Origin of the sequence: Microbispora sp. CSR-4 (assembly GCF_008033685.1) — a bacterium.
Classification (GTDB): Bacteria; Actinomycetota; Actinomycetes; order Streptosporangiales; family Streptosporangiaceae; genus Microbispora.
In genome coordinates, this window is the sequence record NZ_VJVX01000051.1 from 17,791 (window position 1) to 32,698 (window position 14,908).

At 70.4% G+C, this 14,908-nt stretch carries 16 protein-coding genes; 10 read left to right on the forward strand and 6 right to left on the reverse strand.

Translation table 11 applies throughout. The annotated features are described in order from the left end of the window. Positions 1–18: 18 nt before the first annotated feature. Positions 19–738, forward strand: coding sequence for a PadR family transcriptional regulator (locus FLV34_RS29940; RefSeq protein WP_147944691.1), 720 nt, complete (start codon positions 19–21; stop codon positions 736–738). Between the two features lie 64 nt (positions 739–802). On the opposite strand, the gene FLV34_RS29945 is transcribed toward FLV34_RS29940, so the two are convergent. Together FLV34_RS29945 and FLV34_RS29950 are read right to left on the reverse strand one after the other, a co-directional pair. After that, entirely contained in the window at positions 803–1,765 is a 963-nt protein-coding gene (locus FLV34_RS29945; protein ID WP_142651266.1) for a zinc-binding dehydrogenase, read from the reverse strand. 307 nt (positions 1,766–2,072) lie between these two features. After that, positions 2,073–2,588, reverse strand: a complete 516-nt coding sequence (locus FLV34_RS29950; protein WP_147944692.1) for an SSI family serine proteinase inhibitor — start codon at positions 2,586–2,588, stop codon at positions 2,073–2,075. Between the two features lie 211 nt (positions 2,589–2,799). On the opposite strand from FLV34_RS29950, the gene FLV34_RS29955 reads away from it, so the two are divergent. The 4 genes from FLV34_RS29955 to FLV34_RS29970 all read left to right on the forward strand — a co-directional run bounded on the left by FLV34_RS29955 (position 2,800) and on the right by FLV34_RS29970 (position 7,161). After that, a complete protein-coding gene (locus tag FLV34_RS29955) occupies positions 2,800–3,963 on the forward strand; it encodes a serine protease (protein WP_147944693.1) in 1,164 nt (387 codons plus the stop codon). A 270-nt stretch (positions 3,964–4,233) separates the two neighbouring features. Beyond that, the gene (locus FLV34_RS29960) at positions 4,234–5,415 is read left to right on the forward strand and encodes a serine protease (RefSeq protein ID WP_142651263.1); all 1,182 of its coding nucleotides are present in this window, start codon (positions 4,234–4,236) and stop codon (positions 5,413–5,415) included. Positions 5,416–5,483: 68 nt separating this feature from the next. Then, positions 5,484–5,786, forward strand: coding sequence for a hypothetical protein (locus FLV34_RS29965; protein WP_147944694.1), 303 nt, complete (start codon positions 5,484–5,486; stop codon positions 5,784–5,786). A 184-nt stretch (positions 5,787–5,970) separates the two neighbouring features. After that, on the forward strand, positions 5,971–7,161 hold the full coding sequence (locus FLV34_RS29970; RefSeq protein WP_261985957.1) for a serine protease: 1,191 nt from the start codon (positions 5,971–5,973) through the stop codon (positions 7,159–7,161). A 40-nt stretch (positions 7,162–7,201) separates the two neighbouring features. On the opposite strand, the gene FLV34_RS29975 is transcribed toward FLV34_RS29970, so the two are convergent. Continuing rightward, positions 7,202–8,638, reverse strand: a complete 1,437-nt coding sequence (locus FLV34_RS29975) for a hypothetical protein (protein ID WP_261985958.1) — start codon at positions 8,636–8,638, stop codon at positions 7,202–7,204. Positions 8,639–8,909: 271 nt separating this feature from the next. Beyond that, the gene (locus FLV34_RS29980; RefSeq protein WP_205831001.1) at positions 8,910–10,073 is read right to left on the reverse strand and encodes an NADP-dependent malic enzyme; all 1,164 of its coding nucleotides are present in this window, start codon (positions 10,071–10,073) and stop codon (positions 8,910–8,912) included. Positions 10,074–10,368: 295 nt separating this feature from the next. Between FLV34_RS29980 and FLV34_RS29985 the strand changes: the two genes are divergently transcribed. After that, complete coding sequence (locus tag FLV34_RS29985) at positions 10,369–10,896, forward strand: CGNR zinc finger domain-containing protein (RefSeq protein WP_142623090.1); 528 nt, start codon at positions 10,369–10,371, stop codon at positions 10,894–10,896. A gap of 30 nt (positions 10,897–10,926) precedes the next feature. On the opposite strand, the gene FLV34_RS29990 is transcribed toward FLV34_RS29985, so the two are convergent. Further along, positions 10,927–11,373 carry a S24 family peptidase gene (locus FLV34_RS29990; RefSeq protein WP_356993487.1) on the reverse strand — a complete coding sequence of 149 codons (447 nt, stop codon included), beginning with the start codon at positions 11,371–11,373 and terminating at the stop codon, positions 10,927–10,929. On the opposite strand from FLV34_RS29990, the gene sodN reads away from it, so the two are divergent. From sodN to FLV34_RS30005, 3 genes are all read left to right on the forward strand, one after another. Next, positions 11,329–11,730, forward strand: coding sequence for a superoxide dismutase, Ni (sodN, locus tag FLV34_RS29995; protein WP_142651260.1), 402 nt, complete (start codon positions 11,329–11,331; stop codon positions 11,728–11,730). The two genes, FLV34_RS29990 and sodN, sit on opposite strands and share 45 nt — an antisense overlap. Before the next feature lie 212 nt (positions 11,731–11,942). Beyond that, positions 11,943–12,368, forward strand: a complete 426-nt coding sequence (locus tag FLV34_RS30000) for an ATP-binding protein (protein WP_079316287.1) — start codon at positions 11,943–11,945, stop codon at positions 12,366–12,368. After that, on the forward strand, positions 12,368–13,168 hold the full coding sequence (locus FLV34_RS30005; protein WP_030511447.1) for an RNA polymerase sigma factor SigF: 801 nt from the start codon (positions 12,368–12,370) through the stop codon (positions 13,166–13,168). The genes FLV34_RS30000 and FLV34_RS30005 overlap by 1 nt, the downstream gene beginning before the upstream one ends. Before the next feature lie 98 nt (positions 13,169–13,266). On the opposite strand, the gene FLV34_RS30010 is transcribed toward FLV34_RS30005, so the two are convergent. Next, on the reverse strand, positions 13,267–13,668 hold the full coding sequence (locus FLV34_RS30010; protein ID WP_260617499.1) for a hypothetical protein: 402 nt from the start codon (positions 13,666–13,668) through the stop codon (positions 13,267–13,269). Between the two features lie 99 nt (positions 13,669–13,767). Between FLV34_RS30010 and FLV34_RS30015 the strand changes: the two genes are divergently transcribed. After that, the gene (locus FLV34_RS30015) at positions 13,768–14,760 is read left to right on the forward strand and encodes a diacylglycerol kinase family protein (protein ID WP_142651259.1); all 993 of its coding nucleotides are present in this window, start codon (positions 13,768–13,770) and stop codon (positions 14,758–14,760) included. Positions 14,761–14,908: the final 148 nt, after the last annotated feature.

The window sequence follows — 14,908 nt, forward strand, 5'->3', positions numbered from 1 at the left end:
CGAGAGCGAGGAGACGTCATGAGTCCCGTGTTCGGGCACGGCCGGCTGCGGCTGTACCTGCTGAAGCTGCTGGAGGAGAGCCCGCGGCACGGTTACGAGATCATCCGGCTGCTGCAGGACCGTTTCCTCGGCGTCTACTCCCCCTCCCCCGGCACGATCTATCCCCGGCTGGCCAGGCTGGAGGACGAGGGCCTGGTCACCCACGAGGTCGTGGACGGCAAGAAGGTCTTCACCCTCACCGACAAGGGGCGGGCCGAGATCAACGACCGGATGGACGAGCTGGCCGACCTGGAGCAGGAGATCACCGCCTCGGTCCAGGACATCGCGCGCGAGGTGAAGGAGGACGTGCGGCAGACCGTGCGGTCCCTGCGCGAGGAGCTCACCCAGATGGCCAGGGACATCGGCCACGACAACCGCGACCTGCGGCGTGAGCAGAAGGAGGAGTGGCGGCGGCAGCGCGACCACGCCAAGGAGGAGTGGCGTCGCCACAAGCGCCAGTGGAAGGAGGAGAGCGAGCGCTGGCAGCAGGAGTGGCGGCGGATCTGGGAGGAGTCCTGGGGATTCGGCGGCGGCCGCCAGGGCGACCACGACGCCGCGCTCAGCCGGATGCTGGCCGACTTCGTCGCCGACGTCCACCGCTCCTCCGGCGGGGGCGTGCCCGGCGAACAGGCCCTCGCCGAGTGCCGGGCCGCCCTCGACGAGGCCGCCGAGCGCATCCGCCGGGCACTGCACCCCTGAGCGACGCGTACCCGGCCGAAGCCTTCCGGGCCGGGACGCGCCCTCCGCGCCCCGGCCACGCGCGTCAGAGCGTGAAGACCACCTTGCCGAAGACCTCGCCGCGGTGCATGGCCGTGAAGCCCTCCTCCGCCCGGGCCAGTGGCAGCACCCGGTCGATCACCGGCCGGACACCCGTCTGCTCCAGGAACACCGCGAGCCGCGCGAGCTGCTCGCGCGTCCCCATCGTGGATCCGATGATCGACTTCTGCAGGAAGTAGACCTGCGCGAGCTGCGTCGCGGCGACCATGCCGCTCGTCGCGCCGCAGGTGACGATCCGGCCGCCCGGGCGCAGGGAGCTGAGCGAGTGCTTCCAGGTGGCCTCGCCGACCGTCTCCATGACGGCGTCCACCCGCTCGGGCAGCCGCGCGCCGGTCTCGAAGACCCGGTCGGCGCCGAGCCCGAGGGCCCGTTCCCGCTTGTCCTGCGAGCGGCTCGTCGCCCAGACGCGGAAGCCGCCGGCCCGGCCGAGCGCGATCAGCGCGGTCGCCACACCGCCGCCTGCGCCCTGGACCAGGATGGTCGAGCCGGGCTCCAGCTCAGCCTTGTCGAAGATCATGCGAAAGGCCGTGAGCCAGGCCGTGGGCAGGCAGGCGGCCTCCTCGAAGGAGATCGACGCGGGCTTGGGCACCAGGTTGCGGCGGGGCACCGCGACCTTCTCCGCGAACGTCCCGTCGTACTTCTCCGACAGCAGCGAACGCGCCGGGTCGAGGGTCTCGTCCCCGTCGACCGGCGTGCCGATCACGGAGTGGACGATGACCTCGTTGCCGTCCTCGTCCACCCCCGCCGCGTCGCAGCCGAGCACGATCGGCAGCCGCTCCTGGCTGATCCCCACGCCCTTGAGGGTCCACAGATCGTGGTGATTGAGCGCGGCGGCCCGGACCGTGACGGTCGTCCATCCCTCCGGCACGACGGGCTCGGGGTGCTCCCCGAGCGTCAGGCCCTTGATCGGGTCGTCCGGATCGAACTGTGTGGCGGTGACGGCGAACATGCCAGAACATTACTCCGGCCGCCGCCTCCCGCCCGGACACCCTCGTACGGCTCGTCGCGACCGCGACGATCACCCCGGCCGTCGCGGCGGCACAGGCCACTCCGGGCGACGTGACCGTCAAGGCCGCGGCTCGGACACCCGAGAAGGCGGCCGCCAACCGGTGGACCCAGTGATGGCTCACGTCTGACATATCAGGGCAAGGTCGGACAGGGGGCCCGGCGGGACGTCCCGCCGGGCCCTCTCGTGTCACGGTTCCCCGGTCCACCTTTTACGTTCCCCGTACGCCGCGTGCGGTCGACTGGGATCGTCAGAAGTCGAACAGCGCCCCGGCGGCCGACTTCAGCTCACAGTCGTTGCCGAAGGTGCGCCGGAACTGGAAGTACTTCCCGTCCCATATGCCGCTGGCGGTGACCGTGACAGGTGCGTAGATCATCGTGCAGGGCGCGGCCGCGTTCACCCGCAGCGCGCTCGGGTCGACGCCCGCCCTGTTCAGCCACGCGCACGCCTCCTCCGCGGAAGGGTGCGAGCCGCCCACCGGAGAGCAGTTCAGGAACACCGACCGCGCCGGCGGCTCCGCCTGTTCGCCCTCGGCGACGGTCAGGATCACCGCCCGCACCCGGGCGGCCGACGGCCGGGACGCCCGCAGGGCGACTTCGGGCGGCGGTGGAGCGGGCAGGGTGTCCGCCCACTCCGGGAGCGATGTCGCCCCGTCGCCGGAGACACCCGGCCGAGCAGGAACCTGCGCGGCGGCCTCGGCAGAGGCCTGCGCAGCGGGGCCGGCGGCCAGCGCCGCACCGGCCAGTAGGACAAGCAGCGGTTTCATGCGATCCCCCCGTTTCCGCTGCTGACCAGCGTGTTCACGGGAGAGCTCCAGGGCAAGCGTCCACTCCGGACCTCAGCGGAAACGTGGCGTACCACAGACCACATCGGTTCCGCTCGATTCATAACGAGGTGGACAAGAAGCTGTGCCACAACCGTATGGATCTGGAAAAATCACCCCTTACTGACCATATCTCCGCCCCGAGAGGCTCACGGTGACCAGGAACCTCACACTCGCCATCGGTGGCGTCGTCGCCGCCGCGAGTGCGGTCGCCGTTTTCTGGAGCCAGGGGCCCGCCGTTCCCGCGACCGCCGCGTCCCGCGTGGCCACGACCCCGGTCTCCGCGGTGACCGGCGTCGACGAGAGCGCCGGTGTCAACAGGAACGCCGGCGTCAACAAGAACGGGGTCAGCGCCTTCCCGCTCGCTCCCAGCCAGGCGGACAAGCAGCGGGTGGCGGCCTATTGGAGCCCCGAGCGGCTCAAGCAGGCCAGCAGCTACGTGCCCAGCACCAAGCCGTCCCCCTCGACCAGGAGCACGACCTCCGCCGTGGAGATGGGCCCGGGGGACGCGAAGACGCACACGAGGACCCCACGGGGCGCGGCGCCCCCGCCCGTGGCCTCCCCGCCGATGGTGGGCAAGGTGTTCTTCAAGGTCGGCGACAAGGAGTTCTGGTGCTCCGCCTCCGCGGTGCACTCCGCCCATCGCAACCTCGTCGCCACGGCCGGGCACTGCGCGTACGCGCTGTCGCAGGACAAGCCGGTGCAGAACTGGGTCTTCATCCCCGGGTACCACGACGGCGTCGCCCCTTCGGGCATCTTCGTCGGCCACACGCTCTACATGCACGAGGACTTCGCCGGCCAGGGCGACTTCGACCGCGACTACGCCTTCGTGACCGTGCACCGGGGCTTCTCCTGGCAGCCGTACGTGGAGGGCGGCAGGCTCAAGTATCGCTCGGTCGACGTGGGCCGGCTGGAGGACAAGGTCGGGGCGTTCCGGTTCGCCTCCGGCAAGCCGCTCGGACGGCAGACGTACGTCTTCGGCTACCCGGCGGGCGCCAATCCCGACGGCACCCGCCCGTACACCGGGCAGACGGTGAAGTCCTGCGACGGCATCACCGAGAAGAAGTTCGTCAGCGCCCCGACCTGGCAGCTTGAGCACGGGGTGCGGCTGGCGGGCTGCCCGTTCACGGCCGGCGCGAGCGGCGGCCCGTGGGTGATCGGCTACAATGCCACCACGCGGACCGGCTACCTCGCCGGGATCACCAGCCTGACCTGGAACCTCAACGGCGGCGGACGCCTCGACGCCGTCTCCACGCCCTACTTCAACCAGCTCACCCAGCGGGTGTACACCCAGGCGAGCAAGCAGGGCACGGGCTGACCCCCTCCAGGCGCGTCACCATGTGATCTGCGTCACACAAGGACGCCCCCTTCGACTGCGCCGCGTGCTCGGCTTGACACGGACGGAAGCCGAGGAGACCTGCACTGATCGCACGTTCCTGACAAGCGCTGTCGAATGTCACGAAAAGATCACGCGCACATCGGTCCGAAAAGCTCCCGAAACACGGATAAGGCGCGGGGTACTGTCTTTACTGTCCCTTTACTGACGTGTGGGACGCATGTGACCTGCCCCGACAGCACCTGGAGATTCATGAACACGCGAGTCAAGCGCCTGATCCTGCCCATCGGGGGCGTGGCCGTCGCCGGCCTCGTCGGGGCCTCGATGGCGGCGCCGGCTCAGGCCGCCGGCGACACGGCCCACGACACCCTGGCCGGAAGCGGCCTCGCCGCGAAGAACGTCATCGCCTACTGGCTCAACCAGAAGGCCTCCAACCTGCTCCACGCCACCCCGTACGGGTATGAGAGCCAGGTCAGCGCCAAGCACATCTCGAGCGGCGGCCCGTCCGCCGACAGCAAGCCCGGCATCGTCTCCCCCATCGGCGGCGGGTCGTCCGGCGGCTCGCTGAAGAACGTGAACCTGCCGCGCACCACCGGCAAGGTCTTCTTCCGCGGCGGCGACGGCAGGCCGCACTGGTGCAGCGCGACCTCCGTCCACTCGAAGTACGGCAACCTGGTCGCCACGGCCGGGCACTGCGTCTACGACACCAAGACCAACCGGGCCACCATGGACCGCTGGGTGTTCATCCCCGGCTACTACCAGGGCAAGGCGCCGTGGGGCATCTACGTCGGCAAGACGGCCTACACCCACTACGACTACGACGTCTACGAGGACGGCGACCGCGACTACGCCTTCGTGACCGTCTACAACGGCATCAAGGCGGGGCGCGGCGGCGACCTGCGCAACGTCGCCGAGTGGAGCTGGAAGCAGGTCGACAGGAAGACCTACGCTGGCCACGACCGCTTCCTCCGCAAGAGCAAGGGCGGCAAGTACTACGTCGTCAAGTTCACCGACGCCGGCCGGCTCGAGAGCAACGTCGGCGCGCAGGGCCTGGCCTACAACCAGAAGGTCGGCAGCTCGGTCTACGTGTTCGGCTACCCGAGCGGGTCGCACCCGGACGGCAACCACGCCTTCACCGGCCAGACCCTCAAGTGGTCGTACGGCAAGACCTTCGCCGCCAAGGCCCCCTCGGTCAAGGGCGAGGAGCTCGTGGGCGTCAAGTCGTCCTTCACCGGCGAGGGCTCCCTGGGCTCGTCGTGGCTGCTGAGGTACAGCAGCTCCAAGCGGCTCGGCTACCTCAACGGCGTCACCAGCGGCGTCTCGGACACCGACGGCAACCGGCGGATCGACACCAGCGTCTCCCCCTACTTCGACGGCGAGACCTACGGCGTCTACAAGGCCGCCGCCAGCAACTGGTCCGGCTCGATCGCCTGAGTCGCGAACACCCCGGTGCCGGTCCACGAGTGACATGCTGGGTGGACGGCGATCACGAGGAGATCAGGATGACCCACCCTTCCAGCACGCGGCCCGCCTTCCGGCGCACCCCCCTGAACGCGGAGGAAAGGGCGCGCGGCGAGATCACCTTCTCGCAGCTCGTCACCCACCACCTCACCACCCAGGGACGGTTCCGGATCACCGCGGACACCCCGGAAATGGTGGACCTGTGGCAGACGGTCGCCCGCAGGGTGGGTGAGACGCTCCAGCGGCCGGTGGTCAGCTACGCCAACGGCCGCGACATCGTCATCACCTTCGCCCAGGAGGCCGCGCAGCCCACGCAGGCTCCGGGTCTCACGGCACAGGCCTGAGCACCCCCCGGAAGTGCCCCGCCGCACCGCGGTGGGGCACTTCTGCGTTCCGGGAGAACAGCTCTCCACCCGCGTTGTTTTCCCGACTTGATCCCCGTCGCTGTATCTTCCTTCGCAGCCCCTTCACACCGCACTCCCGAGGGCGCCACGGGCGAGGGAGACGTTCCACAGCAAGGAGATCCGGTTGAAGCGCATCCTCCCCCCGCTGTGGGGTGCGGCGGCGACGGCCGCGTTGCTCGTCAGCGGGACGGCGGTGCCCGCTCACGCCTACGAGATCACGGTGACGACACCCCTCGTCTCCGGTGAGAAGGCGGCGGACGTGATCGCCTACTGGCTCGGCGACGGCGGACGCCCGCTCACGGCGGCCACTCCCTTTTCCGCACCGGCCGGGATCCAGGCCACTCCCGTCAAGGCCGAGGGCAGCGCCCCCGGCGGCGTGCGGGGCGTGGTGCCGGCCTCCGCCGGGGTCAAGCGGGCCTCCGGTCCGTCGAGGAACGTAAACCTGCCGAGGACGACGGGCAAGGTCTTCTTCGTCGGCTCGGACGGCCGCCCCCACTGGTGCGCGGGCACCTCCGTGCAGTCCGATCACCGCAATCTCGTGGCGACGGCCGGACACTGCGTGTACGCCCCGAGGCCCGCGGCAGGGAGCACGTCAGAAGGCACGGCAGCGGGCACGGCAGCGGGCACGGCAGCGGGCACGGCAGCGGGCACGGCGCAGGGCGCGGAGGACTCCACCCCGGCGCCCTACCGCTACTGGATCTTCATTCCGGGGTACGCCGGCGGCGGCACGCCGTGGGGCGTCTACGTCGGCGCCCGGGTCTTCGCCCACAGCGACTTCACCCGATATGGCGACCTCGACCGCGACTACGCGTTCGTCAGCGTCCACGCCGGACTGCTGCCCAAGCGCGTCACGCTGCGGGACGCGGCGCAGTACGCCGCGTTCTCCGCCGGGCCGAAATATCGCACCACCACCGGCTACACCGGCGTCAGGCTGCTGCCCGCGGGGCGTCTCGGCGACAAGGTCGGCGGGCAGGGCCTCGCCTACAACCTGCCGGTCGACCGGCCGCTCGCCATCTTCGGCTACCCGACGCAGACCGCCGAGGGCCACGCGACCGGGAGCACCCGGCTCACCCGCGCGTACGGCAGGCCCTTCCTGGCCCAGGACCTGTCCAGGAGGGCGAACGAGCTGATCGCCGTGCGCTCGGCCTTCACCGCCGCCTCGGGGTCGCCGTGGCTGGCCGCCTACCACGGCGTACGCGGCCTCGGATATCTGAACGGCCTGACGATCGGCCTCTCCGGCCCGGGGACCGGCCTGTCGCCGTACTTCGACGGGGAGCTGTTCCAGGTCTACAGCGCGGCGCGGCGCGCCGGCTGAGGAGCACCGGCTGAGAGCGGGGGCTGGCGGCGGCGTCGGATCAGACGCCGACCGCCTCCCTGCTCACGCTCTGCCTGCCCGTGCCCTGCCGGGCCGCGCCCTGCCTCCCCGCATCAGCCGTGTCCTTCGCGCGGCCCCGGCCGCGCTCCAGCACCTCCGCCACGCGCGGCTCCGCGGCGTACGGCGCGAACCGGCGGCACATGTCCGCCACGTACGTCCGGGTCCGCGCCGACTGGATGCCCTCGGCCAGGTCGAGGGCCGACGACGCCGCCTGGCACGCCTCCTCCAGCTCGCCCTCCTGGATGAGCGAGGTGGCGAGCAGCGAGAGGTTGAACATCTTGCCGCGCACGTAGCGCCCGTCCATCAGCAGCGAGCGCCGGGCCTGCTGTACGGCCCGCGTCCCGTCGCCGAGGTCGCGCAGGCAGTGCGCCGACTTCGCGGCGAGGTAGGCCTCGTCGAAGTAGCCGATCCAGCCGGGCTCGTCCTGGGGTCTGCGCCGGTCGAAGGCGACCTCCGCCTCGTGCAGCGCGCCGCCGCACGCCTTGTGCTCCCCGAGCAGGGCCAGGGCGTGCGCCTCCAGCACCCGGGCCTCGGCCAGCAGCGTGCCGCCCCCAGAGCGCCGGGCCGCCGCGACGGCCGCCCCCGCCAGCTCCAGCGCGTGCCGGGAATGCCCGATGTAGACGGCCTGGTGGCTCATCCCGGCCAGGATCTCGCCGCACAGGGCGTGGTCGCCCGCGCCGCGCGCCAGGCCGAGCGCCTGGATCAGGTAGCGCTGGGCCAGCCCGTGCTGCTCCAGGTCGTAGGCCATCCATCCGGCCAGCCGGGTCAGCTCCGCCGCCGCCGTCGCGAGCGAGCGCCCGGTGGCCTCGCCGTACGCGCCGTCGCGCAGCAGCGGCGTCACGGCGGTGTGCAGGTAGCGCACGACCGGGCCGCGGATGCTGCCGCCGCCGAACCGGTTGTCCAGCTCGCTGAACGACCGGGTGACCTCACGGATCGCGGCCACGTCAGAGGGCCCGACCCGGCGCGGCCCGTTCGCGGAAAGCCGCTCCCCGTCGGGCGCCGCCAGCCAGCGGAACATGCCCGCCGAGCCCGCTCCCAGGGCGAAGGTGGAGTCGAGCAGGAACCTGCGCCGCTCGACGTCGGCCCTCCACAGTGCTGTCACGCTTGCCACACCCTCCTCCCACGAATGGGGGAACTTTTGTCCAAGATCGGCGGGCACCGTTCCGCGCGGCATGCCGATGTCCTCCCTGGACACCTGCCGCCCCAGCCGCAGCGAGAAGATCTCGGCCAGCAGGCCGGGCACCGGTTCGCGCGGGCGGCGTCCGCCGATCCAGCGCAGCACGGAGCCGTGGTCGTACCGCATTCCCAGCAATCCCCGGGCCGAGCCGAGGCCGTTGAGCCGCCGGGCCAGGCCCTTGCGGGACAGTCCGGCTTCGGTGAGGTGCTGCTGGAGGAGGCGGTTGGGGTCACGTCGCATCGCTCTCCAACCGGGACAGGCAATAACCGAGTTGGTTACGGAGAGCTTTCTTTATAGCACTAACCGTGAGGACCTAAAGGGATTCCCAAATGTTCGGCGCCCTGGCAAGGGGCGCTGACGAGGCCGACGACAGGGCACGATGCCAGAGCACGACGAAGGGCCGCGCCCCGCGTCCGTCACGCGGTGCGCGGCCCCCGGGGTCCGTGTCTACGGTCGTGTCTACGGCGGCGGCCACGTTCCGTGCCCATGCGGCCGCCTGCCTCAAGGGCGGCTACTTGCGGGCGACGCCGTCCTCGCGGGCCTGCTGCGCCACCGCGGCGATCACCGCGGGCGCGACCCGGGCGTCGAACGGCGAGGGGATGACGTAGCTCTCGGAGAGGTCGTCCCCGACCACGGCCGCCAGCGCGTCGGCCGCCGCCACCTTCATGTTCTCCGTGATCGTCGTGGCGCGGACGTCGAGCGCGCCGCGGAAGACCCCGGGGAAGGCCAGCACGTTGTTGATCTGGTTGGGATAGTCGGACCGGCCCGTGGCGACCACGCGGGCGTGCCGCGCCGCCACCGCGGGATCCACCTCGGGGGTGGGGTTGGACAACGCGAACACGATCGAGTCCTGCGACATCCCGGCGATGGCCTGCTCCGAGACCGTCGATCCGGACAGCCCGACGAAGACGTCGGCCCCGGCGAGCGCCTGCTCGGTCGACCCGGACAGGCCCGCCTTGTTGGTGTCGCGGGCCAGCGCCCGCTTGACCGGGTTCAGGTCCTCGCGGCCGGCGTGGATGACGCCCTTGGAGTCGGAGACCGCGATGTCGCCGATCCCGGCGTTCAGCAGCATCCGCGACACGGCGACGCCGGAGGCGCCGGCGCCGGCCACCACCGCGCGCAGCTCGCCGAGGGACCGCCCGGTGAGGCGGGCGGCGTTGCGCAGCGCGGCGAGGACCACGATCGCGGTCCCGTGCTGGTCGTCGTGGAAGACGGGGATGTCGAGAAGCTCCCGCAGGCGCTCCTCGACCTCGAAGCAGCGGGGGGCGCTGATGTCCTCCAGGTTGATGCCGCCGAACGACGGCGCGAGCCTGACCACGGTCTCGACGATCGCGTCCGGGTCGGTGCAGTCGATGCAGATCGGCACGGCGTCGACGCCGGCGAACTCCTTGAAGAGCAGGGCCTTGCCCTCCATCACGGGCATGGCCGCGGCCGGACCGATGTCCCCGAGCCCCAGGACGGCGGTGCCGTCGGAGACCACGGCCACGACGTTGGAGACCCAGGTGTAGTCGTTGACCAGGTCCGGGTTGTCGGCGATGGCGGTGCAGACGCGGGCGACCCCCGGCGTGTACGCGAGCGACAGGTCGTCGGCGTCGCGAACCGGAACAGTGGAGCGGACCTCCAGCTTGCCGCCACGGTGTAGCGCGAAAGCGGGATCCAGGTCGAGAGATTCCAAGGAAACAGGTGTAACGGTCACAGCGACCCCAGTGTCGAAAGGACGAGTTCCTTCGGTAGCGCGCCGTCAAGAGAACGAGAGCCCTGGCTTCGGTAGCCGCCGGGGGCCGTCGTCGTTGACGGTCGTCTCTTGGGGGGGGTAGGGGGGTCCCCCGTTCCCTGTTTGTGCCACACGAAGTGACAACCGCCTCTGCCGGATCGGGTCGCATAACGTTGTACGCCGAGGTGTTCCCCCAGGCCATCGGGCGTGTAATACTCGGCTTTGCCAGTGATCTCTTACTCATTTGGGCGCCCCAGTGGACTTGACGTCTTACGCCGAGCTGGCCGTTCAACTGGTCAACATGGGCGACGAGCTCAAAAACCCCTTCTCCCTTCGTGCCCTGCTGGAGGAGACGGGCCGCACGGAGGCGGCCGCCCGCCTTACTCGCCGTGACATCGACGCGCTGTGCGAGCTGCGCGACGAGCTCGCGGGGGTCTTCGCCTCCGCCGCCGAGGGCGACGACGCGGACGTGGTCGAGCGGCTCAACGGGCTGCTGGTCCGCCATCCGGTGCATCCGCAGATCTCCGGGCACGACGGGCAGCCCTGGCACCTGCACCTGACCGAGGGCGGCCGGGTCGCCGACGCCCTCGCGGTCGGGTCGGTCATGGGCCTGGCCAGCGTGGTGACCCGGCTCGGCGTGGATCGCCTCGGCATCTGCCAGGCGACGCCGTGCCGCAACGCCTACCTCGACACCTCCTCGAACCGGTCGCGCCGCTACTGCTCCGAGCGGTGCGCCAGCCGGGCCAACGTGGCCGCCTACCGGGCGCGCAAGCGGGGCGCCTGACAGGTCCGGAGGCAAGGTCAGGAGGCGAGATCAGGAGGCGGGCGGCGCCGGGAAGCGCAGCGCGGGCCTCGGCCAGTAACGCAGCACGACCCTGCCGACGACGTCCTCCTCGGGCACCGCGCCGAAGTCCCAGCTGTCGCGGCGCCCGGGGGCCGACTGGTTGTCGCTCTCCAGCCACCAGCCGTCCCCGGTGTGCCGGAAGGCCCGCTTGACGATCAGCCCGTGCGGCCGCCTGGCGACCACGACGTCACCCGGGCGTACGGGGGCGCCCAGCCGTACCAGCAGCCAGTCTCCCGGGCGCAACACGGGCAGCATCGAGTCGCCGGAGACACACACCGCTGTGAGCACATCCCCCTCCGCACAGTCATTTCGAGACGAGTAAGGTCGGTCCTGGAACAGTGCTGTCACCAGCATTCCTAAGGAAGGATTCCGATGCTCGCACGACTGCTGCGACCCAGGCACGAGGCATCCGCCCATTGCGACCTGCCGTGCGGGGTCTACGACCCGGCGCAGGCCCGCATCGAGGCCGAGTCGGTGAAGGCGATCATTAAGAAGTACGCCGAGAACGACGACCCGGTCTTCAGGACCCGCGCGCTGATCATCAAGGAACAGCGGGCCGAGCTGGTCAAGCATCACCTGTGGGTGCTGTGGACCGACTACTTCAAGCCCCCGCACCTGGAGCAGTACCCCCAGCTTCACCAGCTCTTCTGGGACGCGACGAAGCTCGCCGGCGCCGCCGGGGCCAAGGGCACCGTCGACCCCTCGCTGGCCGACGACCTCCTCGCGAAGATCGACGAGATCGCCAAGATCTTCTGGGAGACCAAGGCCGCCTGAGCCGCGGAATCACGGCCCCGCACGGCCTCCACGGCCGCGCGGGGCCAGATCATCTCAAGGCCCATACAAACTCCATATTCGGTAGTACGGAATTTACGTGCAGTTACCTCCAAGGATCGCCACAATCAGCGCGTCCAGCCGGGGCAGCACCGCGCGAGTGGCGGTAGGTTGCAGTCAGCGGCACTCAGCCGGCTGAAGGGGCGAGGAGGAACGTGACCGAGGAAACCGAGACGCCTGCGGTGGATCTGACCGGGATTCGCGATGCTGTGAGTGTCCGGCTGCCCGCCGTGAGCGCCTACCTGTCCGTGCTGCGCACGGCAACCGCCGGGCTCGCCGCGCGGCTGGACTTCACCCTCGATCAGATCGAGGATCTGCGCATCGCCGTCGACGAGGCGTGCGCCATGTTGCTGCGGCATGCTGTGCCCGGAACGGATCTCCTCGCGGAGTTCGAGCTCACGGGCCAGGAGATGACGGTCCGCGTCGAGGTCAACACGCTCGGCGTCAGCTCGCCCAACCGGGAGGACTTCGCCTGGATGGTGCTGACGGCGCTGGCGGACGACGTGGACGCCATCTCCGATCACGCCGACCACCTGGCGATCGTGCTGCGTAAGCGCCGGAGCACGGCGAGGCCGTCGTGATGACGGAAAGGACGAGTGCGATGACCTCCGGCGACTCGGCGGTGCCGGACCGCGTACGCGCGCGCACACTCTTCGCCGAGCTGTCGGAGCTCCCGCCGGACGACCCGAGGCGCCAGCGCATCCGCGACGAGCTGGTCGAGCTCCACCTGCCACTGGTGGAATACCTGGCCCGTCGCTTTCGCAACCGGGGCGAGTGGCTCGACGACCTCACGCAGGTCGCCACGATCGGGCTGATCAAGTCGATCGACCGCTTCGACCTCGCACGCGGCGTGGAGTTCTCCACGTACGCCACCCCGACCATCGTCGGCGAGATCAAGCGGCACTTCCGCGACAAGGGCTGGGCGGTCCGCGTGCCGCGCCGGCTGCAGGAGCTGAAGCTGTCGCTCACCAAGGCGATAAGCGAGCTCTCGCAGCGGGAGAGCCGGGCGCCCACGGTCGCCGAGCTCGCCGTCCACCTGGGCATGAGCGAGGAAGAGGTCCTGGAGGGCCTGGAGTCGGCCAACGCCTACTCCACCGTGTCGCTCGACGCGCCCGACTCCGGCGACGACGACGCGCCCGCCGTGTCCGACTCGCTCGGCATCGTGGACGAGTCGCTGGAGGGCGTGGAATATCGGGAGTCGCTCAAGCCGCTGCTGGAGCGCCTGCCGCCGCGCGAGAAGCGGATCCTGCTGCTGCGTTTCTTCGGCAACATGACGCAGTCGCAGATCGCGACCGAGCTGGGGATCTCGCAGATGCACGTGTCCCGGCTGCTCGCCCGGACCCTGGCCCAGCTCCGCGAGGGCCTCACCGCCGAGGACTGACCGCCCGGCCCGCAAAGATCAGAGACGGACGACCGCGACGCCGCGCTCCCCCCGGCGGCGCCCGGTCAGTGGTGGATCGCCGCCCGCTCGGAGCCTGTTCAGCGTGCGCCGTCCTCGCCCATGAGGGCGTGGGTGGAGGCCGGCGCGAGCAGCGCGACCAGGGCGACCACCGCCGCGGTGATGAGCGGAACGCCGAACCCGTACTGCGCCGACTGGATGAGGCTGATCGCCACCGGAAGCGCGAATATCTGCGTCACCACGGCCGGGCCCCGGCTCCAGCGCAGCACCTGCCACACGCCCCAGGCCACCCAGAGCAGCAGGGCGCCGCCGAGCACGCCGAATCCGGCCACCGCGATGCTGGTGACCAGGTCGGTGGGTTTGCCGATCACGGTCTCAATGCCGACATAACCCCCCAAAGCCAGGGCGAGCAGGCCCTCCGCGGCCAGGACGACGGCGGCCACGGTCAGGGTCACGGGGCGGCCGGCGGAACTGCTGATCACACCGCACAACCCTACCCGCAGGCACCCGCGCCTCCGTGGGTGAGGCACCGGGGAGGCGTCACCCCGCACGAGCGGTAAACCGTTCGTTAACCTTCAGGCATGCGGGCACTCCTCCTCGTCAATCCCAAGGCGACCTCGACGCACCGGCGCACGCGCGACGTGCTGATCCGGGCGCTCGGCGCCGCCGTCGACCTGTCGGTCGAGGAGACCGCCTACCGCGGCCACGCGACCGCGCTCGCGGCCACCGCGCACGCCAAGGGCTTCGACGCGGTGGCGGTCCTCGGCGGCGACGGCACGATCAACGAGACGGTCAACGGCCTGCTGGACGCCCGCCCCGACGGCGGCGCGAACGAGCGGCCCGCGCTCATCGTGATCCCCGGGGGCAGCGCCAACGTCTTCGCCCGCGCGCTCGGGCTGCCCAACAACCCGGTCGAGGCGACCGGCGCCGCCCTGGAGGCGCTACGCGAGGGACGCCGCCGGACCATCGGTCTGGGACAGGCGATCTGGCACGACGAGGTTTCAGGCCCGGATCCGGGGGCAGGAGCGCCACCTGACCAGCAGAGGTCTAGATATTTCACATTTTGTGCTGGGCTGGGATACGACGCGGAGGTCGTCCGAGCCGTGGAGGGCCTGCGGAGCGCGGGGCGTCGCGCGCTGCCCGCTCTCTACGTGAACACGACGGTCCGCCACTTCTTCGTGACCGACCGGCGGCAGCCGGCGATCCGGCTGACGCGTCCCGGCCGGCCGGCGGAGAACGGGATCTTCATGGCGATCGTGTCCAACACGTCGCCGTGGACGTACGCCGGCACACGTCCGATCAACCCGACGCCGTGGGCCGGTTTCGAGACGGGGCTCGACATGCTCGGGCTCCGGAGGATGAGCCTGCCGACCATGCTCTCGCTCGTCCGGCAGATCATCGGCGAGCACCGGGGATTGCCGCGCGGTAAACACCTCGTTCAGCTTCATGACGAGGCCGAGTTCACGCTCCACGCCTCCCGCCCGGTCGCCTTCCAGCTCGACGGCGACTACCTGGGAGAACACGAGTGGGTGATCTTCCGCGCTATCCCTGACGCATTACAAGTCCTCGTCTAGCTTGTTACATGTAGTCATAGTGTGACGCATCCGACAGCCACGACGGGCAAAACCTTGTCCCAAACCTCTTGTGTGGTGTTGGAACGGCTGAAAAGCTGAACTACGACGTCGGAACGTAGGACCTTTACGGAGACCACAGCCTCCGGAA

What these genes read in the sequence shown, in the direction of transcription:
- FLV34_RS29990 (WP_356993487.1), bottom strand. Translation starts at nt 11,373, where the DNA reads ATGGGCGGATGCCTCGTGCCTGGGTCGCAGCAGTCGTGCGAGCATCGG.
- FLV34_RS30005 (WP_030511447.1), top strand. Translation starts at nt 12,368, where the DNA reads ATGACGGAAAGGACGAGTGCGATGACCTCCGGCGACTCGGCGGTGCCG.
- FLV34_RS29950 (WP_147944692.1), bottom strand. Translation starts at nt 2,588, where the DNA reads ATGAAACCGCTGCTTGTCCTACTGGCCGGTGCGGCGCTGGCCGCCGGC.
- FLV34_RS30015 (WP_142651259.1), top strand. Translation starts at nt 13,768, where the DNA reads ATGCGGGCACTCCTCCTCGTCAATCCCAAGGCGACCTCGACGCACCGG.
- FLV34_RS29965 (WP_147944694.1), top strand. Translation starts at nt 5,484, where the DNA reads ATGACCCACCCTTCCAGCACGCGGCCCGCCTTCCGGCGCACCCCCCTG.
- sodN (WP_142651260.1), top strand. Translation starts at nt 11,329, where the DNA reads ATGCTCGCACGACTGCTGCGACCCAGGCACGAGGCATCCGCCCATTGC.
- FLV34_RS29975 (WP_261985958.1), bottom strand. Translation starts at nt 8,638, where the DNA reads ATGCGACGTGACCCCAACCGCCTCCTCCAGCAGCACCTCACCGAAGCC.
- FLV34_RS29945 (WP_142651266.1), bottom strand. Translation starts at nt 1,765, where the DNA reads ATGTTCGCCGTCACCGCCACACAGTTCGATCCGGACGACCCGATCAAG.
- FLV34_RS29940 (WP_147944691.1), top strand. Translation starts at nt 19, where the DNA reads ATGAGTCCCGTGTTCGGGCACGGCCGGCTGCGGCTGTACCTGCTGAAG.
- FLV34_RS29960 (WP_142651263.1), top strand. Translation starts at nt 4,234, where the DNA reads ATGAACACGCGAGTCAAGCGCCTGATCCTGCCCATCGGGGGCGTGGCC.